The organism is Streptomyces sp. NPDC029151 (genome assembly GCF_055564315.1).
The window spans coordinates 329,994-348,974 of record NZ_JBVHWQ010000007.1; the positions used below are offsets into that span (position 1 = coordinate 329,994).

Below are 18,981 nucleotides of genomic sequence, written 5' to 3' on the forward strand. Positions count from 1 at the left end.
TCCGGTCCTCGCCCTACCCTGAAAGCGACAAACAGGGTGATAAGGACTAGAACGCACGGCCGTACACGAAGGTCGATGACCAGCGACGATGATCGATAGCCCGCAGCGATCAATAACGATCCTGCTTTCGATAACAGAACTCTTGACGCACGCGTAACGCCGAACAAGACTCCCGTCCATCGGTCGGCATTGTCGAACACCTACCGGCAATACGCGCTAGAGTGTGACAACGCCAAGGGCCGGCATCGCTCTCACCCCCGAGGGCGCCAGAACCCCCGGTGGGACCCGGGGTTCGGCTATCCCTGGACGAAGGACAAAGGAGTCGCGGGTGTCCAGCTCCGACATCTTCATCGGCGAGACCATCGGTACCGCCATACTCATCCTGCTCGGCGGCGGCGTCTGTGCCGCCGTCACGCTGAAGGCCTCCAAGGCCCGTAACGCCGGTTGGCTCGCCATCGCCTTCGGGTGGGGCTTCGCCGTCATGACGGCCGTGTACATCTCCGGACCGCTGTCCGGCGCCCACCTCAACCCGGCCGTCACCGTCGCCCTGGCCATCAAGGACAGCGACTGGAGCAACGTTCCGACCTACTTCGCCGGCCAGCTGCTCGGCGCGATGATCGGCGCGGCCCTGGTCTGGGTCGCCTACTACGGCCAGTTCCAGGCGCACCTGACCGACCACGAGATCGTGGGCGGCCCCGGTGCGCAGGCCACCTCGGCCAAGGCGGTGGAGGCCCAGGAGAAGGGGGCCGGTCCGGTCCTCGGCGTCTTCTCCACCGGCCCGGAGATCCGGAACGCGGTGCAGAACCTCGCCACGGAGATCATCGGCACCGTGGTGCTGATCCTCGCGGTCCTCACCCAGGGCCTGAACGACAAGGGCAACGGTCTCGGTGTCCTCGGCGGTCTGATCACCGCGTTCGTGGTGGTGTCGATCGGTCTCTCGCTCGGCGGCCCGACGGGCTACGCGATCAACCCGGCCCGCGACCTGGGCCCGCGCATCGTGCACGCCCTGCTGCCGCTGCCCAACAAGGGTGGCTCCGACTGGGCCTACGCCTGGATCCCGGTGGTCGGTCCGCTGGTCGGCGGTGCCATCGCGGCAGGCATCTACAACGTCGCCTTCGCCTAGAAAGCTCGCCGACCGCACCGAGTCTTCGAGCACGCGCCGTACGTACGCCCCCTCACCACGGACCTTTCAGGAGCACACAGTGACCGACGCTCACACCGCAGGCCCCTTCATCGCGGCGATCGACCAGGGCACGACCTCCTCGCGCTGCATCGTCTTCGACCGGGACGGCCGCATCGTCTCCGTCGACCAGAAGGAGCACGAGCAGATCTTCCCGAAGCCGGGCTGGGTCGAGCACGACGCCAACGAGATCTGGACCAACGTCCAGGAAGTCGTCGCCGGAGCCATCGAGAAGGCCGGCATCACCCGTGACGACATCAAGGCCATCGGCATCACCAACCAGCGCGAGACCACCGTGCTGTGGGACAAGAACACCGGTGAGCCCGTCCACAACGCCATCGTCTGGCAGGACACCCGTACCGACGCTCTCTGCCGGGAGCTGGGCCGCAACGTCGGCCAGGACCGCTTCCGCCGGGAGACCGGCCTGCCGCTCGCGTCCTACTTCGCCGGGCCCAAGGCCCGCTGGCTGCTCGACAACGTCGAGGGCCTGAAGGAGCGCGCCGAGGCCGGCGACATCCTCTTCGGCACCATGGACACCTGGGTCATCTGGAACCTGACCGGCGGTGCCGAGGGCGGCAGGCACGTCACCGACGTGACCAACGCCTCCCGGACCCTCCTCATGAACCTGCACACCATGCAGTGGGACGAGAAGATCGCCGAATCCATCGGCGTGCCGCTGCAGATCCTCCCCGAGATCCGGTCCTCCGCCGAGGTCTACGGCGAGGTCACCGGCGGCAGGCTGGGCGACCTGCTGGGCGGCATCCCGGTCGCCTCCGCGCTCGGCGACCAGCAGGCGGCCCTGTTCGGCCAGACCTGCTTCTCCGAGGGCGAGACCAAGTCGACCTACGGCACCGGCACCTTCATGGTGATGAACACCGGCGAGAAGATCATCAACTCCTACGCCGGTCTGCTCACCACCGTCGGCTACAAGATCGGCGACCAGCCGACCGTGTACGCCCTGGAGGGGTCCATCGCCGTCACCGGCTCGCTGGTGCAGTGGATGCGCGACCAGATGGGCCTGATCTCCACCGCCGCCGAGATCGAGACGCTCGCGCTCTCGGTCGAGGACAACGGCGGAGCCTACTTCGTGCCGGCCTTCTCCGGCCTGTTCGCCCCGCACTGGCGCTCCGACGCCCGCGGTGTGATCGCCGGTCTGACCCGGTACGTCACCAAGGCGCACCTCGCGCGCGCCGTCCTTGAGGCCACCGCCTGGCAGACGCGGGAGATCGCCGACGCCATGGTCAAGGACTCCGGCGACGAGCTGGTGACCCTCAAGGTCGACGGCGGCATGACCGCCAACAACCTGCTGATGCAGACCCTCGCCGACGTCCTGGACGCACCCGTGGTGCGCCCGATGGTCGCCGAGACCACCTGCCTCGGCGCCGCCTACGCCGCCGGTCTCGCCGTCGGCTTCTGGTCCAGCACCGACGAACTGCGCGCCAACTGGCGCCGGGCCGCCGAGTGGACCCCCCGCATGGACGCGGAGACCCGCGACCGTGAGTACAAGAACTGGCTCAAGGCCGTCGACCGGACCATGGGCTGGATCGAGGACGAGAGCTGAGCGGCCGTAGCCGTCTCGGACAGTCTGACGAGGAGTAAGTACCCGACATGACCAGTCAGTCCACCCTGCAGTCCGTACCTGCCCTGGGGACGCACCCGGCCTCCGGCTCCAACCCGAGCCGCGCCGAGACCAGGGAGCAGCTCGCCAAGGCGTCGTACGACCTTCTTGTGATCGGCGGCGGCATCCTGGGCATCTCCACCGCCTGGCACGCCGCGCAGTCCGGGCTCAGGGTGGCGCTGGTCGACGCCGGCGACTTCGCCGGCGCCACCTCCTCCGCCTCCTCCAAGCTCCTCCACGGCGGCCTGCGCTACCTGCAGACCGGCGCGGTGAAGCTGGTGGCGGAGAACCACTTCGAGCGCCGTGCGGTCTCCCGTCAGGTGGCCCCCCACCTGGCGAACCCGCTCACCTTCTACCTCCCCGTGTACAAGGGCGGGCCGCACGGCGCGGCGAAGCTCGGCGCGGGCGTCTTCGCCTACTCCGCGCTCTCCGCGTTCGGCGACGGCGTCGGCCACCTGCTGTCGCCCGCCAAGGCGGCGCAGGACGTGCCCGAGCTGCGCACCGAGAACCTCAAGGCCGTGGCCGTGTACGGCGACGACCAGATGAACGACGCGCGCATGGCGCTGATGACGGTCCGCGCGGCCGTCGAGGCGGGCGCGGTCGTCCTCAACCACGCCGAGGTGACGGGCCTGCGCTTCACCAAGGGCCGGGTCACCGGCGCCGACCTCAAGGACCGGACCACCGGTGACGAGTTCGGGGTCAACGCCCGCCTGGTGCTGAACGCGACCGGCCCCTGGGTCGACCACCTGCGCCGGATGGAGGACCCGAACGCGGCGCCGTCCATCCGCCTGTCCAAGGGCGCGCACCTGGTCCTGAAGCGGACCTCCCCGTGGAAGGCCGCGCTCGCGACCCCCATCGACAAGTACCGCATCACCTTCGCCCTCCCCTGGGAGGACATGCTGCTGCTCGGCACCACCGACGAGGAGTACGAGGGCGACCCGGCGGACGTGTCCGTCAACGACAAGGACATAGCCCAGATCCTGGACGAGGCCGCGTTCTCCGTCCGGGACCAGCAGCTGAAGCGGGACCTCATCACCTACGCGTTCGCCGGTCTGCGGGTGCTGCCGGGCGGCCCCGGCGACACCGCCAAGGCCAAGCGCGAGACCGTGGTGACCGAGGGCCGGGGCGGCATGCTGTCCGTGGCGGGCGGCAAGTGGACGACGTTCCGCCACATCGGCCGGACGATCATGAAGAAGCTGGAGGCGCTGCCGGGTCACCCGCTCGGCGACGACTTCGAGCCGATCTCCTCGCTGCCGAAGAAGCTGCCGCTGCCGGGTGTCGCCAACCCGCGCGCGGTCGCCCACCGGCTGCTGGTCGACGGTCCGGCGCCGGGCCCGCGCATGGCCGCCGACACCGCGAAGCACCTGGCCACCCACTACGGCTCCCTGGCCTTCGACATCGCCCGCCTGGCGAACGACAACCCGGAGCTGGCCGAGCGCGTCCACCCCGACGCCCCGGAGATCTGGGCGCAGGTCGTGTGGGCCCGCGACCACGAGTGGGCCGAGACGCCGGACGACGTGCTGCGCCGCCGCACCACCCTGACCATCCGCGGCCTGGCCACGGACGAGGTCAGGGCCAGGGTCCAGGACCTGCTGGACAAGAAGTAGACCCGCGCGGCGGCCGGTCCTCCCCCGACCCGAGCCCGACCGCCGCCGGCACTCCGGCCCCCGCCGCACCGGGTCCGGAACACCGAGGGGCGGCTCCCGTCGAGGGAGCCGCCCCTTCGGCCCGTCCGGCTCGCGCCCGCCGCGGTGGCCCTCCCGGTCCCGGCGAGACCGGTCCCCTGGGACCGGCGGGTGCCGGCGCCCCGCGGGGTGTCGTCCCGCGGGACCCGAGATCCCGGTGGGGTGGCTGGTGGAGCCGGAGCCTGTGGGGAGGCGGGCCCGGACCGTCCCCGCGTACTGTGCGGAGGCATCCGATGTCTGGGCGACAGGAGACCGGCCGTGGCAGTCACCGACGAGGCGATCGAGAAGATCAAGGGCATGATCGTCTCCGGTGCGCTGCGGCCGGGCGACCGGCTGCCCAAGGAGAGCGAACTCGCCGCCGGACTGGGTCTGTCCCGCAACTCCCTGCGGGAGGCCGTACGGGCGCTGTCGCTGATCCGGATCCTCGACGTCCGGCAGGGCGACGGCACGTACGTCACCAGCCTCGACCCGCAGCTGCTGCTGGAGGCGATGAGCTTCGTCGTGGACTACCACCGCGACGACACCGTGCTGGAGTTCCTGGCGGTGCGCCGGATCCTGGAGCCGGCCGCGACCGCGCTGGCGGCCTCCCGGATCGGCGAGGACCAACTGGACGCGCTGGCGGCGCGGTTGGACGCGCTGGGCCCGCGGCCCTCGGTGGAGCAACTGGTCTTGGCCGACCTGGAGTTCCACCGGAGCATCGTGCGGAGCGCCGGGAACTCGGTGCTGTGCTCACTGCTGGACGGGCTGTCCGGGCCCGCCACGCGGGCGCGGATCTGGCGGGGCCTCACCCAGGAGGACGCGGTCGGCCGCACGCTGCGCGAGCACCGGGCGATCCTGGACGCGCTGCGCGACCGGGACGCGGAGGCGGCGCGTTCCTGGGCGACGGTGCACGTCGCGAGCGTGGAACGGTGGCTGCGCGGCACCCTGTGAGCGCGGGCCGGGGAGGCGGGGCCTCGCCGCTGACCGGGGGTGTTCGGGGCCCGGGAACGGGGCAGTGATCCGTTCACTCCCCCGTGCAAGGGGGCTGCGGGCGCCCCCGCCGGACGCCGTAAGGTTGGTGAGTCAAGCGAGGGCACGTCGGAAGGAGGCACTGGGTGATCGAGCTGGAGGGGGTTCCCGAGCTGATCGACCCAGTCATGGTGGCCGCGTTCGAGGGCTGGAACGATGCCGGCGACGCCGCCTCCACGGCGGTCGCGCATCTGGAACGCGAGTGGAAGGGCGAGGTGTTCGCGGCGCTGGACGCCGAGGACTACTACGACTTCCAGGTGAACCGCCCCACGGTGTTCATGGACGGCGGTGTGCGCAAGATCACGTGGCCGACGACGAGGCTGTCGGTGGTCCGTGTCGGCGGGGAGAAGCCCCGCGATCTGGTGCTGGTCCGCGGTATCGAACCGTCCATGCGCTGGCGTTCGTTCTGCAACGAGCTGCTCGGCTTCGCGCACGAGCTGGGCGTGGAGCTGGTGGTCGTCCTGGGCGCCCTGCTCGGAGACACCCCGCACACGCGTCCGGTGCCGGTCAGCGGGGTCACGTCCGACCCGGACCTGGCCCGCCGGATGGACCTGGAGGAGACCAAGTACGAGGGGCCGACGGGCATCGTCGGCGTCCTGCAGGAGGCGTGCACGCACGCGGGCGTCCCGGCGGTGTCGCTGTGGGCGGCCGTACCGCACTACGTCTCCCAGCCGCCCAACCCGAAGGCGACGCTGGCGCTGCTCAACCGGCTGGAGGACCTGCTGGACCTGCGGATCCCGCAGGGTGAGCTGCCGGAGGACGCGCGGGCCTGGCAGGTGGGCGTGGACCAGCTGGCCGCGGAGGACAGCGAGGTCGCCGAGTACGTCCAGACGCTGGAGGAGGCGCGGGACACCGCGGAGCTGCCGGAGGCGTCCGGCGAGGCGATCGCGCGGGAGTTCGAGCGGTATCTGCGGCGCCGGGACGTGGGCCCTCCGGGCGGGAAGCAGAGGCCTCCGGCCGGTGGCGGCGGCGGCCCCAGGGAGGATGACGAGGACGGCCCGGAGGACTGAGGCCGTACACGCCTGAGGGTACGGAGAAGGGGCGCTTCCCGGTGGGAAGCGCCCCTTGTCCGTGTCGCCGTCGGTTCCCGGCGCCCCGGACGGGGCGCCGCCGCTCCTCGCGGTGCCTAGAGGGCCACTCCCAGCAACGCGTCCACGGCACGCGTGACCAGGCCCGGCGCGCCCGTGTCCGTGCCGCCCTCCTGCTCCTGGCGGGCCGCCCAGCGGTCCACCGCCGCGAGCGCGGCGGGGGCGTCGAGGTCGTGGGACAGGGCCTCGCGGACCTCCTCGACCAGGGCGTCCGCCGTCGGGCCGTCGGGGCGGGAGACGGCCGCGCGCCACCGGGCCAGGCGGGCCTCGGCGTCCTGGAGGACCTGGTCGGTCCACTCCCAGTCGGCGCGGTAGTGGTGGGCCAGCAGGGCCAGGCGGACGGCGGCGGGGTCGACGCCGTCGCGGCGCAGCGCGGAGACGAAGACGAGGTTGCCCTTGGACTTGGACATCTTCTCGCCGTGCAGGGCGACCATGCCGGCGTGCACGTACGCCTTGGCCATGGGGAACTCGCCGGTGAGCACCTGGGCGTGCGAGGCGCCCATCTCGTGGTGCGGGAAGGCGAGGTCGGAGCCGCCGCCCTGGACGTCGAAGCCCATGCCGAGGTGGTCGAGGGCGATGGCCACGCACTCGATGTGCCAGCCGGGCCGGCCCCGGCCGAGGGTGCCGCCGTCCCAGCTGGGCTCGCCGGGCCGCGCCGCCATCCACAGCATCGGGTCGAGCGGGTTCTTCTTGCCCGGGCGGTCCGGGTCGCCGCCCCGCTCGGCGGACAGCAGCCGCATCGCGGCGGCGTCCAGGCGCGAGACCTTGCCGAAGTTCGGGTCGGACTCGACGGAGAAGTAGACGTCGCCTTCCAGCTCGTAGGCCGCGCCGAGTTCACGCAGCCGCTCCACGAGCGGGACGATGCCGGGTATCGCCTCGACGGCGCCTATGTAGTGCTGCGGCGGGAGCATCCGCAGGGCGGTCATGTCCTCGCGGAAGAGGGCGGTCTCCTTCTCGGCGAGGGCGACCCAGTCGACGCCGTCCCGGTCCGCCCGCTGCAGCAGGGGATCGTCGACGTCGGTGACGTTCTGGACGTAGTGGACCTGCCGCTTGGTGTCGAGCCACACGCGCTGGACGAGGTCGAACGCGTTGTAGGTCGCCGCGTGACCGATGTGGGTCGCGTCGTACGGCGTGATGCCGCAGACGTAGATGCGGGCGACGGGACCGGGGTCGAGGGTGACCAGACCGCCGGTCGCGGTGTCGTGGATCCTCAGGTCGCGGCCCTGACCAGGCAGGGCGGGGACCTCGGAAGCGGGCCAGGCATGCATGTACATGAGCCTAACCGGCGCCGAGCTGCGGGTACGAACGGGATCGGGCCGGATGGCCGGATTCGCGTTCTTGTACCTCGGCGCCGGATGTGCTTACACGGGCGGCCAGGGGATGGCGGGCCACTCCCCGCTCGGTTCCGGGTGCAGGCCGGAGGTGAGCAGCGCGTCGACACGCGCGCGCGTGGCGTCGATCTCGGCCGCCGTGATCAGTGCGGCCAACCGCTCGCCCAGCGCCCCGCGCAGGCCGTCCCGCAGCCTCTTGAGGACGTCCACGGCGTCCGGGGCGAGGGGTTCCCCGGCCCAGCCCCACAGCAGCGTGCGCAGCTTGTTCTCGACGTTGAAGGTGACGCCGTGGTCGATGCCGTAGAGCCGGCCGTCGGCGGTCGGCAGCAGATGGCCGCCCTTGCGGTCGGCGTTGTTGATCACGGCGTCCAGGACGGCGAGCCGGCGCAGCCGCTCGTCGTCGGCGTGCACGAGGAGCGCGGTGCGCCCCTCGCCGACCTCCGCGAACCCGATGGCCTTCCAGCCGGGCTCCGGTTCCTCGCCGTCGACCAGGGCGAGCAGCTCGGCCTCGGCGTGGACGTCGATCCACAGCTGGCACATGCCCTCGCCGTAGGGCCCGTCGCGCAGCACGGTGGGCGGCACGAGCCCCCAGCCGGTGGCCTCGGAGACCTCGTAGGCGGCCACCTCGCGGCCGGCGAGGGTGCCGTCGGGGAAGTCCCACAGGGGGCGCTCGCCGGCCACGGGCTTGTAGACGCAGGAGGCTTCCCGGCCGTCCAGGGCGACCGTGCAGAACAGGGCCGCGTTGGACGCCTCGCGGATCCGGCCGCGTACGGTCAGCTCACCTCGCGCGAGCAGCTCGGCGGGGGGCGGGCCGGCCGCGGCGGGGGCGGCCGTCACGCCCCGCGGCGGTATCCGTTCTGGCGCGGACATACGTGTCCTTCCGGATCGAGCGGGAGGCTGCACAGCGGGCACGGCGGCCGCCCGGCGTTGACGACGTCGAGGGCGCGCTTGGCGAAGGCCCGGGCCTGCGCGCCGGTCAGCCGGACCCGCAGCATCGGGGGTCCGTTCTCCTCGTCCTGGAGCAGCCGCTCCTCGGCCTCCGCGAGGTCCTCCTCGGTGTCGGCGTCCAGCTCCACCAGGGCCTGGGCCTCGACGATCATGCGTTCGTCCTCGCCGTCCCAGGCCAGCGCCATGGTGCCGACGCGGAACTCCTCCTCGACGGGGGTCTGGAGGGGCTCTGTGTCGGCGATCTCCGAGGGGGCCACGGCGGGAACCGCGGCGCTGCCGCCACTACGGCGTACGACCTCGTCCAGCAGTTCGTCCATGCGCTCGGCGAGCGCGGCGACCTGGGTCTTCTCCAGGACCACACTGGTCACCCGGGGGCCTGCGGTGGCCTGGAGGAAGAACGTACGGCGCCCGGGCAGTCCGACCGTGCCGGCCACGAAGCGGTCCGGCTGGTCGTAGAGGAACACCTGACGGGACACGTCCTGTCTCCATTGATTTCGTGGTTTCGAGCGGTTCGGCGGTGCGGATGCGCGACGGGGTGGGTCGCTTCACCCTACTGCGGCCGACGATCACGGTGCGCCCGCACCGCCCCCGACCGGTGCGTCGCCGTCACCGGGTTCCTCGCGCGGGGCGAGCGAAGCGAAGTCCCCGGTGTCCCCGAGGCGGACGAGGAACGGCCGCAGGCGGGTGTGGCGGATGACGGTGACGGAGCAGGGCTCGACGGAGATCCGCTGGAAGAGGTCGAGGTGGAGACCGAGGGCGTCGGCGACGAGCGCCTTGATGATGTCGCCGTGGGAACACATCAGGTAGACGGCGTCGGCACCGTGCTCCCGCTCCACGCGCGCGTTCCACTCGCGTACGGCCTCGGCGGCGCGGGTCTGCATGGCCCGCATGGACTCCCCGCCGGGGAAGGCGGCGGCGGACGGGTGGGCCTGGACGACCTCCATCAGCGGCTCGTCCTTCAGCTCGGCGAGCTTGCGGCCGGACCAGTCGCCGTAGTCGCACTCCCCGATCCGCTCGTCGGTGTGGGAGCGCAGGCCGGGGCGGGCCTGGAGCAGCGGCTGTACGGTCTCCTGGCAGCGCTGGAGGGGGCTGGTGACGACCTCGGAGATCGGCAGGGCGGCGAGCCGTGCGGGCAGGGCGGCGGCCTGCCGGGCGCCGCGCTCGTCCAGGGCGACGCCGGGCGTCCGCCCGGCGAGCACTCCGGAGGTGTTGGCGGTGGACCGTCCGTGCCTGACGAGGATCAGCGTGGGCATGCGGACCAGGGTAGGCGCACCGTCCGGTGCGCCGGTGGTCGGGCGAAGGGAGAATGCGCAGCGTGATCATGGACTGCGCCGTCTACCGGCATGGACACCGCACCGAGGGGCCGGAGGACCTGTCGGACGCGCTCGCCGAGGCACGAGCGGCGGGCGGCTTCGTGTGGATCGGGCTGTACGAACCGTCGGAGCGGGAGTTCGACCTGGTCACCGACGAGTTCGGGCTGCATCCGCTGGCCGTGGAGGACGCCCTGAAGGCGCATCAGCGGCCGAAGCTGGAGGTGTACGACGACTCCCTGTTCATGGTGCTGAAACCGGTCGTGTACGAGCCCGACAGCGACACCGTCTCGGCAGGCGAGGTGATGGTCTTCGTCGGTGACTCCTTCGTGGTGACCGTCCGGCACGGCGAGGGTTCGCCCCTGGCGGACGTGCGGCGCCGGCTGGAGGAGGAGCCGGAGATGCTCGACAAGGGGCCCACCGCCGTGCTGTACGCGATCGCCGACGCCACCGTGGACCACTACCTGGAGGTGGCGACGGAGCTGCAGACCGACCTGGACGAGCTGGAGGCGGAGGTGTTCCAGCCGGAGACCGGCGCCTCCCGCAACATCGCGTCCCGGATCTACACCTTCAAGCGGCAGGTCCTGGAGTTCCGCCGGGCCACCGGGCCGCTGACGGTGCCGCTGACCCGGCTGGCCGGCAACGGCCCGCTCGGCGGCGCGGTGCCCTACGTGCACGACGAGGCGCGGCCCTTCTTCCGGGACGTGGGCGACCACCTCACGCGCGTGAACGAGTCCGTGGAGGGCCTGGACCGGCTGGTGTCGGACATCCTGTCGGCGCACCTGGCGCAGATGAGCGTGCGGCAGAACGACGACATGCGGAAGATCTCGGCGTGGGCGGCGATGGCCGCGGTGCCCACGATGATCGCGGGGATCTACGGCATGAACTTCGACCACATGCCGGAGCTGCACTGGGTGGCGTCGTACCCGGCGGTGATCGTGCTGATGGCGGTGCTGGAGGTGCTGCTGTACCGGCTGTTCAAGCGGCGCGGCTGGCTGTGAGGGGCCCTGTGCGCGGCCGGGACCCTGCGCGCCACCCGGAGCCGGGGTCGCCGGTCCGCCGAGGGCGTCCGCGGTGCCCGGGCATGCGCAGGCCGGCCGTGCGGTGCCGGCCGGCGAGGCGGTTCGCGGGCGTGGACGGCGCGGATGCCGGCCGCGAGCGGCACCGGCCCTGCCCGGCCCCGCCCGGGTCCGGCCGGGGACGCGGCCCGTGCGGGCCGTGACGGCGAGGCTGATGTCCCGGTGGACGCGGATCCCGGCGAGCGCGCAGGCACGCAGGGTGCGCTGGATCAGCCGGCCGTGCGCGAGGCGGGCGACGGCGTCCCGCTCGGTGAGCGGCTCGTCCCGCCCGAGCCTGTCGTGGGCGATACCGATGCCGTCGCGTTCCGGGAGCATGTCCTCCGCCGGCGACGGAGCGGCGGAGCCGGAGGGACTCGTCGTGGGCGAGGATCAGCTGGAAAGGGCCCTTGACCGGCAGCATGGCCGCCGCCTCTTCGCTCAGATTCCGCGGGTTTCCGCAAGGAAGGCGTCGATTGCGGACGGCCGTGAGCCCCAACGGGGGTGCGGGGCGGCTCGGCCGGAAGAAGGACGGCGGGGGGTCGTAACCGCGCGGCTCCGGGCGCGTTGTTCCCTGTGACGGCCGTGGCGGGGAAGACCCCCGAGCCCCCACCACGGCCGTGGAAACCCCCCTTTACGCGAGCCCGGCGCGCTCCAGGGCCTCGCTGCCCGCGCGCAGGGAGGCGAGCCGCTCCTCCAGCGTGAAGCCGGCCGGGGACAGGCTGAGGGTGGTGACGCCGGCGTCGGCGTAGGCCTTCATCCGGTCGGCGATCCGGTCCACGGAACCCAGCAGGGTGGTGCGGTCGATGAGGTCGTGCGGGATCGCGGCGGCGGCTCCCTCCTTGTCCCCGGACAGGTACTTCCGCTGGATGTCGGCGGCCTCCTTCTCGTACCCCATGCGCTGCGCGAGCTGGTTGTAGAAGTTCTGCTTGGCGCTGCCCATGCCGCCGACGTACAGCGCGGTGTAGGGGCGGAAGGTGTCGGCGAGCCGGGAGACGTCCTTGTCGTCGCCGAGGGCGATCGGCAGGGTCGGGCACACGTCGAAGCCGTCGAGCGTCAGGCCGGCCTTCTCACGGCCCGCGCGCAGGTGCTTCATGGTGGTCTCCTCCAGGTGCTCGGCGGAGGGGAAGATGAGCAGGGCGCCGTCGGCGACCTCGCCGGTCTGCTCCAGGTTCTTCGGGCCGATCGCGGCGATGTACAGCGGGATGTGCTCGCGCTGCGGGTGCACGGTCAGCTTGATCGGCTTGCCCGGGCCGCCGGGCAGCGGCAGCGTCCAGTGCTCGCCCTCGTACGACAGCCGCTCCCGGGTCATCGCCCGGCGGACGATCTCCACGTACTCGCGGGTGCGGGACAGCGGCTTGTCGAACTTGACGCCGTACCAGCCCTCGGAGACCTGCGGGCCCGAGACGCCGAGGCCGAGCCGGAAGCGGCCGCCGGAGAGCGAGTCGAGCGTGGCCGCGGTCATCGCGGTCATGGCGGGCTGGCGGGCCGGGATCTGGAAGATCGCCGAGCCGACGTCGATGCGCTCGGTCTGGGCCGCGACCCAGCTGAGCACGGTGGCCGCGTCGGAGCCGTAGGCCTCGGCGGCCCAGCACACCGCGTAGCCCAGCCGGTCGGCCTCCTGCGCCACGGCCAGGTTGTCGCCGTCCATTCCGGCACCCCAGTAGCCGAGGTTGATCCCGAGCTGCATGGCCGAATCCCCTTACCCATGAGTAACGTGCCTGTGGGGCCGACCTTAGCGCGGGGGCGGGCGCGTGGGCACCCACCCGGCGTGGCCGCGTCACCCCGCCCCCACCAGCCGGTCCGGTTGTCCACAGGCAACCCACCGCACCGGTTCTGGCCAGTAATCTCGCGCACATGGAGCAGAGGCATCTCGGCCGGACCGGCCTGCGCGTGTCCCGGATCGGACTCGGCACCCTCACCTGGGGGCGGGACACCGACGAGCACGACGCGGCGGACATGCTGAAGGCGTTCTGGGAGGCCGGCGGCACCCTGGTCGACACGGCCGACGTGTACGGCCACGGGGAGGCGGAGTACCTGCTCGGGCGGCTCATGGACGGTCTGGTACCGCGCCGTGACCTGGTCGTCTCCACGAAGGCGGGCAGCATCCCCGACCCGGACCGCCGCTTCGACGGCTCCCGCGGCCATCTGCTCGCCGCGCTCGACGCCTCCCTGGCCCGCCTGGGCACGGACTACGTCGACGTGTGGCACATCCACGCCTACGACCCCGACACCCCGCTGGAGGAGACGCTGCACGCCCTCGACCTCGCGGTGAGCAGCGGCCGGGCCCGGTACGCGGGCGTCTCCAACTTCTGCGGCTGGCAGCTGGCCAAGGCGGCCACCTGGCAGCTCGCCGCGCCGGGCGCCCGCACCCGGCTGGCCAGCACGCAGATGGAGTACTCGCTGCTGCAGCGGGGCGTGGAGCGGGAGGTGCTGCCGGCCGCGCTCGACCTCGGTGTGGGCCTGCTGCCCTCCTCCCCGCTCGGCCGGGGCGTGCTGACCGGGAAGTACCGGCACGCCACTCCCCCGGACTCGCGCGGCGCGTCCGAGCACCTGGCGCCGTTCGTGGAGCCGTACCTGGACGACACGGCGACCCGGATCGTGGACGCGGTGACCACGGCCGCCGACGGGCTCGCCGTGACCCCGCTGCAGGTGGCCCTCGCCTGGGTCCGGGACCGGCCCGGAGTGGCCGCGCCGATCGTCGGCGCGCGCAACGCGCGGCAGCTCACGGCGGCGTTGTCAGTGGAGGCCCTTAGTCTTCCTGACGAGATCTGCCGGGCGCTGGACGATGTGTCGGCGCCCGTGCACCGCTATCCCGATCACGACTGGAGCACGCTGTGAGCACGGAGCCGGAGACCACGGAGAAAGCCGGGCCGGGGACGCCGGACACCCGTGAGCCCCACGGGGCCCCGGGCGGGGGGCCCGAAGGGGGCGCCGCGGCCGAGGGTGCGGGGGCCGCCGGGGGCGCGGAGGCCTCCGGGGCCGCTGTCGAGGGCAGGGCTGCTGCCGAAGGCGCGGGGGCCACCAAGGCCGGGGGAACTGCCGAGAGCGCCGGGACGGCTGAGGGCGCGGGCGCTGCCGACGGGGCCGCAGTGGTCGGCGCCGAGGGCGTGGAAACCCCCGGCGCCGCCGGGGACGCCGATACCGCGGCCACCACGGACGCCACCGGCGACGCGGCGGACGCCGACGGCCCGGGCACCGCCGAGGGCGCGGAGAGCCCGGGGGGTGCGGACGCCGCCGAAGGCGCGGCGGGTGCCGGCGGGGGCGAAGGGGGTGGCTCCGACGGTGCGGCCGGGGAGCTGTCCGAGGCGGAGGCCGAGTTGGCTGCGCAGCGGCTGGAGCGGGAGCGGATCGAGCGGCGCAAGGCGGAGAAGCAGGGCCCGATCGACGCCGGCGGGAAGCTGAGCGGCAAGGCCGCCGACCTGCTCGCGGCGATCCGGGCCGTGGAGAGCGGCGAGAAGCCGGTGGCCGCGGTGTTCACGGAGCCCGCGCCCGCCCCGCGCCGCGCCGCCCCGGAACCGGCGCCCAAGCCCCGGCCCGCCCCCGCGCCGGCCGTGCCCAGCGGCCCCGCACCGCGGACCGTCGACGCCGTACGCCGTGTGCTGGCCGAGGGCGGCGCCCCCGAAGCCCTGGCCGCCCAGGTCGCCGCGGTCCTCGGCGAGGGCGCCGACACCGCGCTCCGGGAGGACCCCTGGCAGTTGCTCCGGGTCGGCGGCGTACGGCCGGAGCAGGCCGACGGCTTCGCGCGGGCGCTGCTCGGCGCCGCCTGCGGCCCGGACGACGAGCGGCGGGGCCGCGCGATGACCGTCTGGCTGCTGGAGCAGGCGGCCGTGGCCGGGCACACCGCACTGGACCTGCCCGCGCTCACCGCGGCGCTGGGCCGGCAGGGCGTGCCGGACCCGGACGCGGCCGTGCAGGGCGCGCTCGCCGAGGGCGAGGCACTCGTCTTCCAGGACGCCCTGGAGGAGCCCGGCGCCCCCGCGGCCCAGGACACCGACGAGGAGGAACAGGAACGGCCGGTCCGGGTCCTCGTCGGCCTGGAGCGGTACGCACTGGCCGAGGAGAGCCTCGCCGACGGCCTGGCCCGCCTGGTCAACTCCCCGGTCGGGGAGGCCGGGCAGGCCTGGGAGACGGTCGCCGCCGGCCTGTCCGGCGGCGCGGCCGAGCTGGCGCGCGCGGTCGCCGGGCACGCCCTGGTGCTGCACACCGGCGGGGAGGCGGCCCGCACCGAACCGGCCGCGCTGCTCGGGGCCGCCCGCGCCGCGGGCCTGCGGGCCTTCGCCGCCTGCCACGCGCCGGACGGGAGCCGGCGCCTGGCCGAGCGGCTGGGCGGCGAACCGGCGGAGCAGGGCGTGGGCACGGTCGCCGGGCTGCTGTCCGGCGCCGAGGGGCCGGGCCGGGACGCGGACGGCGCCCTGGAACTCGACCTGCTGATCGTGCTGGACGCGCCCCAGCTGGACGTGGAGAGCGCCGCGATGGTGGTGGAGTCGCTGCCCGACGGGGCCCGGCTGGTGCTCAGCGGCGACCCCGGCGTGCTGTGGTCGGCCGGTCCGGGCCGGGTCTTCGCCGACCTGCTCGCGGCCCGGGTCTGCCCGCAGACCGCCTCCCGCGTCCCGGACCCCGGTCCGCTGGGCGAGCTGGTCTCCGGCATCGGCATCGGCGAGCTGACCCAGGTCGACGCCCCCGGCAAGGAGCTCGTCATCGTGCCGGTGCGGGACGCGGCCGAGGCCGTGCACCGCACGGTGCAGCTGGTCGCGGACTCGGTGCCGCGGGCGCTGGGCGTCCCGGCCGACCAGACCGTGGTGATCACCCCGGGCCACGGCGGTGCCGCGGGCACCCGCGCCCTCAACTCCGCCCTGAAGGAGCGCCTCAACCCCGGCCCCGGCCGGTTCGGCGGCTTCGACCCCGGCGACCGGGTCGCCCACTCCCCCGCGCCGGGGCGCACGGTCCCCGGTGTGGTGGTGAAGGCCGACGCCGACGGGCTGCACCTGTCGTGCGCCGGCGCCCCCGTCGTCGTCCCCCGGGAGCGGGTGGAGGGCAGCGTCCGGCACGGGTGGGCGCTGACCGCGCACCAGGCGGTGGGCGCCCGCTGGCCCGCGGCGGTCGTGGTCCTGCCCGGCGACGCGGCGCAGGTGCTCAGCCGGCCCTGGGTGTACACGGCGTTCGGCCGGGCGGAGCGGCACCTGTCCGTGGTGCACGGCGTGGAACAGGCCCTGCCGAAGGCGGTCGCGGAGATCCCGGCCAAGCCCCGCACGACCCGTCTGCAGACGCTTCTGCACGCGCAGGGCGCCTGACCCTTTCCGCTTCCGCCACCGCGCGGCCGCGTCCGGCGGTGCCGTAACGGCCCCAGGGCCCCTACGGCACCGCCGTCGCCCTCACTTCTCGGCTACTTCCGGGCGTCGAGGGGCTCCCCGTCCTCGTCCTCGACGTCCTCCGACTCCGCTTCCTCGCCGTCCTCGCCGTCTTCGTCGTCCTCGCCGTCTTCGTCGTCCTCGACGAACTCCAGGTCGTCGTCCCCGTCCTCACCGTCGGAGACGTCGTCGTCGAAGACCGCGCTCACGTCGAACCGGCACACCACCTGCTGCGCATCGACGTGCTCGAACGGTGCCTCCAGCCACTCCCCGGCCTCGGGCGGTTCCTCCGCCGCGGTGACCCAGAGCGTGGAGTCGCCCTCCTCCAGGCCGAACTCCTTGTGCCGGGAGGCGATCTCGTCCGGTTCGAACTCGCCGAAGAGGATGCCGAGCGCCCCGGGGACGGTCCCGGCGACAGCGTCCTCGTCCGGGCCGTCGTCGTACTCCGCCGCCTCCACGCGCTGGGCCTGCGCCAGCAGGCGCTGGGGTTCGGTGACGGTGTAGTCCCGGCGGATCAACACACTGATCGCGTGGGGTTCCTCCGGGCCCGCGTACGGCGGCAGGGTGTCCTCCGCACCGGGGATCTCGAAGGGGGTGACCTCGTCGTAACGGTCGTAGAGCAGCTCGTCGTACGCCTCGGCGGCAGCGGCCAGCTGGTTGAACGCCTCGGAGACGGCCGGGTCGTCCTCCCCCGACCTGCGTTCGACCGCGGCCAGATGACGGTCGAGCGCGGTCTTGACGGCCTCGGCGGCGGCGCGTACCTCGGCAGCGGTGGGCTGCGCAGCATCAGACATAGTGCAGACGCTATCCGTACCGGGCACCAGCCCGCACAATAGATGCGATGCCGGAATACGAATTTGTCGACGTGTACGTGCCTCGCGGGGTCTCCCGCAAGGAGGCCACACGTCTGCTGACGGACCATGCCGAGTACGGACACTGGGAGTTGGACCGACTGAGCCTGTTGCGCGACGGCAGCCGCAGGGTGCGGTTGCGCCGGCGGATCATCCGCCAGGTGCGTGCCACGTGGTGAGTCCGGGCAGTGACCGGACGTGACGGAGCGGGCCCCGCCGGCATGGCAGGGCCCGCTCCGTCGTCCGGTCAGGCCGCGGCCCGGGCCTTGCGGTAGATCACCGCGCCCGCGAGCAGCGCGCCCGCGCCGGCCGGCAGCGCGAGGCCGAGCGGCACCTCACTGCCCGTGTGGGCGAGCTGGGCGGAGCTGCCCGTCCGCGCCGTGACGTGGGACGACGCGTGGCCGGCGGAGCCGGTGCCGGCGTGGGTGCCGGTGCCGGGGTGAGTACCAGGGTGGCCCGGGTGGCCGGGCGTGCCGGAGTCGCCCGGGTGACCGGGATTGCCCGGCTTGCCGGGGTGGCCCGGGGTTCCGGGAGTGCCCGGCTTGCCAGGCTGACCGGGGTGACCCGGGTGCCCGGGCTCGCCCGGGTGGCCAGGGTGTCCGGGGTGTCCGGGGTGGCCGGGGTGGCCGGGGTGGCCCGGCTTCCCCGGATGGTTGCCGTACCCGCCCTCGTCGGCGCAGTCGTTCCCCGTCGTGGCGTTGCCCGCGCCGACGACGTCGACGCTGTTGCCGCACACGTTCACCGGGACGTCGATCGGCACCTGGACGGTGTTGCCGGAGCCGACGCCGGGCGAACCGCCGGTGTGGCCGCCCGCGTGGGCGCCGCCGGAGCCGCTGTGGCCGCCCCCCGTGGAGGCTCCCGAAGTGCCGCCGTGGTGGGCGCACGTGTTGCCCACCGACGGGTTGAGCAGCCCGACCACGTTCACGGTGTTGCCGCAGATGTTCACGGGTGCGTGCACCGGCGCCTGCACCGTGTTGCCGGACAGTACGCCGGGCGAACCCCCGGCGCTGCCCGCCGCGCCGGAGTCGGCGTGGGCGTAACCGCCCGCCGCGGCGATCACACCGGTCGCCGCCGCCATGGTCATCAGGCTCTTGCGCGTTCCCTGTCGCATGCTGAAATCCCCCCTGCCTTCCATCTCTTCGCTCGTGAAAGACCGGTCGGCCTCGGAGCGCATGGCGCGCGCTCCGAGGCCGACGGCTCGTAAAAAAGACGCCCCTCAGGGAGCCTGCGTCACTTGTTGACGCAGGCGTTGCCGAAGGCGGGGTTCAGGAGCCCGATCACGTTGATCGTGTTGCCGCACACGTTCACCGGGACGTGCACGGGCACCTGGATGACGTTGCCGGACACCACGCCCGGGGAGCCCACGGCGGCACCCTGGGCACCGGAGTCGGCGACGGCAAGGCCCGCACCCGCGAGAACCAGCCCACCGGTGGCAGCCGCGGCAGCGACGATCTTCTTGATCATTCTTCCTCCTAGTTGGCAATGCGACCCCAAGGCGCGGGATCACATCAGCTGTAACGAGGAGGGACTGATGAAGCTACGAACCGATCGTCGCA

The 18,981-nt window shown here is 73.1% G+C and carries 17 protein-coding genes and 1 pseudogene; 9 read left to right on the plus strand and 9 right to left on the minus strand.

The genetic code is table 11. The annotated features are described in order from the left end of the window. Nucleotides 1-328 precede the first annotated feature (328 nt). The 5 genes from ACZ4VF_RS26420 (at nucleotide 329) to ACZ4VF_RS26440 (ending at nucleotide 6,501) form a co-directional block, all read left to right on the plus strand. A complete protein-coding gene (locus ACZ4VF_RS26420) occupies nucleotides 329-1,123 on the plus strand; it encodes an MIP/aquaporin family protein (RefSeq protein ID WP_467928993.1) in 795 nt (264 codons plus the stop codon). A gap of 79 nt (nucleotides 1,124-1,202) precedes the next feature. Beyond that, nucleotides 1,203-2,741 carry a glycerol kinase GlpK gene (glpK, locus tag ACZ4VF_RS26425; protein ID WP_467928994.1) on the plus strand — a complete coding sequence of 513 codons (1,539 nt, stop codon included), beginning with the start codon at nucleotides 1,203-1,205 and terminating at the stop codon, nucleotides 2,739-2,741. Nucleotides 2,742-2,788: 47 nt separating this feature from the next. Further along, the gene (locus tag ACZ4VF_RS26430; protein ID WP_467928995.1) at nucleotides 2,789-4,405 is read left to right on the plus strand and encodes a glycerol-3-phosphate dehydrogenase/oxidase; all 1,617 of its coding nucleotides are present in this window, start codon (nucleotides 2,789-2,791) and stop codon (nucleotides 4,403-4,405) included. Between the two features lie 336 nt (nucleotides 4,406-4,741). After that, nucleotides 4,742-5,413: a FadR/GntR family transcriptional regulator gene (locus ACZ4VF_RS26435; RefSeq protein ID WP_467928996.1), complete on the plus strand. Its 672-nt coding sequence runs from the start codon at nucleotides 4,742-4,744 to the stop codon at nucleotides 5,411-5,413. Nucleotides 5,414-5,577: 164 nt separating this feature from the next. Beyond that, nucleotides 5,578-6,501 (plus strand): PAC2 family protein, encoded by a 924-nt coding sequence (locus ACZ4VF_RS26440; protein ID WP_467928998.1) that lies wholly within the window; start codon nucleotides 5,578-5,580, stop codon nucleotides 6,499-6,501. Between the two features lie 116 nt (nucleotides 6,502-6,617). Here the strand turns inward: ACZ4VF_RS26440 and mshC are convergent, their stop codons facing one another. The 4 genes from mshC to ACZ4VF_RS26460 form a co-directional block, all read right to left on the minus strand. Beyond that, nucleotides 6,618-7,847, minus strand: a complete 1,230-nt coding sequence (gene mshC, locus ACZ4VF_RS26445) for a cysteine--1-D-myo-inosityl 2-amino-2-deoxy-alpha-D-glucopyranoside ligase (RefSeq protein ID WP_467928999.1) — start codon at nucleotides 7,845-7,847, stop codon at nucleotides 6,618-6,620. 93 nt (nucleotides 7,848-7,940) lie between these two features. Next, nucleotides 7,941-8,780 (minus strand): SCO1664 family protein, encoded by an 840-nt coding sequence (locus ACZ4VF_RS26450; protein ID WP_467929000.1) that lies wholly within the window; start codon nucleotides 8,778-8,780, stop codon nucleotides 7,941-7,943. Then, nucleotides 8,744-9,334 carry a DUF3090 domain-containing protein gene (locus tag ACZ4VF_RS26455; protein ID WP_467929002.1) on the minus strand — a complete coding sequence of 197 codons (591 nt, stop codon included), beginning with the start codon at nucleotides 9,332-9,334 and terminating at the stop codon, nucleotides 8,744-8,746. The genes ACZ4VF_RS26450 and ACZ4VF_RS26455 overlap by 37 nt, the downstream gene beginning before the upstream one ends. 90 nt (nucleotides 9,335-9,424) lie before the next feature. Then, nucleotides 9,425-10,111, minus strand: coding sequence for a histidine phosphatase family protein (locus ACZ4VF_RS26460; RefSeq protein WP_467929003.1), 687 nt, complete (start codon nucleotides 10,109-10,111; stop codon nucleotides 9,425-9,427). A gap of 62 nt (nucleotides 10,112-10,173) precedes the next feature. Here ACZ4VF_RS26460 and corA point away from each other — a divergent pair, with 62 nt between their 5' ends. Next, the gene (corA, locus tag ACZ4VF_RS26465; protein WP_467929181.1) at nucleotides 10,174-11,169 is read left to right on the plus strand and encodes a magnesium/cobalt transporter CorA; all 996 of its coding nucleotides are present in this window, start codon (nucleotides 10,174-10,176) and stop codon (nucleotides 11,167-11,169) included. A gap of 36 nt (nucleotides 11,170-11,205) precedes the next feature. Here corA and ACZ4VF_RS26470 read toward each other — a convergent pair. Both ACZ4VF_RS26470 and ACZ4VF_RS26475 read right to left on the minus strand, forming a co-directional pair. Then, nucleotides 11,206-11,580, minus strand: a pseudogene (locus ACZ4VF_RS26470) (ferritin-like domain-containing protein); the annotation flags it as partial. Between the two features lie 277 nt (nucleotides 11,581-11,857). After that, nucleotides 11,858-12,913, minus strand: coding sequence for an LLM class F420-dependent oxidoreductase (locus tag ACZ4VF_RS26475; RefSeq protein ID WP_467929004.1), 1,056 nt, complete (start codon nucleotides 12,911-12,913; stop codon nucleotides 11,858-11,860). A 167-nt stretch (nucleotides 12,914-13,080) separates the two neighbouring features. Here ACZ4VF_RS26475 and ACZ4VF_RS26480 point away from each other — a divergent pair, with 167 nt between their 5' ends. Then, nucleotides 13,081-14,064: an aldo/keto reductase gene (locus ACZ4VF_RS26480; RefSeq protein WP_467929006.1), complete on the plus strand. Its 984-nt coding sequence runs from the start codon at nucleotides 13,081-13,083 to the stop codon at nucleotides 14,062-14,064. Further along, nucleotides 14,061-16,517, plus strand: a complete 2,457-nt coding sequence (locus tag ACZ4VF_RS26485) for a helix-hairpin-helix domain-containing protein (protein ID WP_467929008.1) — start codon at nucleotides 14,061-14,063, stop codon at nucleotides 16,515-16,517. Before ACZ4VF_RS26480 ends, ACZ4VF_RS26485 begins: the two co-directional genes overlap by 4 nt. Nucleotides 16,518-16,609: 92 nt before the next feature. Here the strand turns inward: ACZ4VF_RS26485 and ACZ4VF_RS26490 are convergent, their stop codons facing one another. After that, nucleotides 16,610-17,368 (minus strand): hypothetical protein, encoded by a 759-nt coding sequence (locus tag ACZ4VF_RS26490; protein ID WP_467929010.1) that lies wholly within the window; start codon nucleotides 17,366-17,368, stop codon nucleotides 16,610-16,612. A 47-nt stretch (nucleotides 17,369-17,415) separates the two neighbouring features. Between ACZ4VF_RS26490 and ACZ4VF_RS26495 the strand changes: the two genes are divergently transcribed. Beyond that, nucleotides 17,416-17,604 (plus strand): DUF5703 family protein, encoded by a 189-nt coding sequence (locus tag ACZ4VF_RS26495; protein ID WP_014671721.1) that lies wholly within the window; start codon nucleotides 17,416-17,418, stop codon nucleotides 17,602-17,604. 68 nt (nucleotides 17,605-17,672) lie between these two features. On the opposite strand, the gene ACZ4VF_RS26500 is transcribed toward ACZ4VF_RS26495, so the two are convergent. Beyond that, the gene (locus tag ACZ4VF_RS26500; protein ID WP_467929011.1) at nucleotides 17,673-18,536 is read right to left on the minus strand and encodes a chaplin family protein; all 864 of its coding nucleotides are present in this window, start codon (nucleotides 18,534-18,536) and stop codon (nucleotides 17,673-17,675) included. A gap of 119 nt (nucleotides 18,537-18,655) precedes the next feature. After that, nucleotides 18,656-18,889, minus strand: a complete 234-nt coding sequence (gene chpH / locus ACZ4VF_RS26505) for a chaplin ChpH (RefSeq protein ID WP_467929012.1) — start codon at nucleotides 18,887-18,889, stop codon at nucleotides 18,656-18,658. Nucleotides 18,890-18,981: the final 92 nt, after the last annotated feature.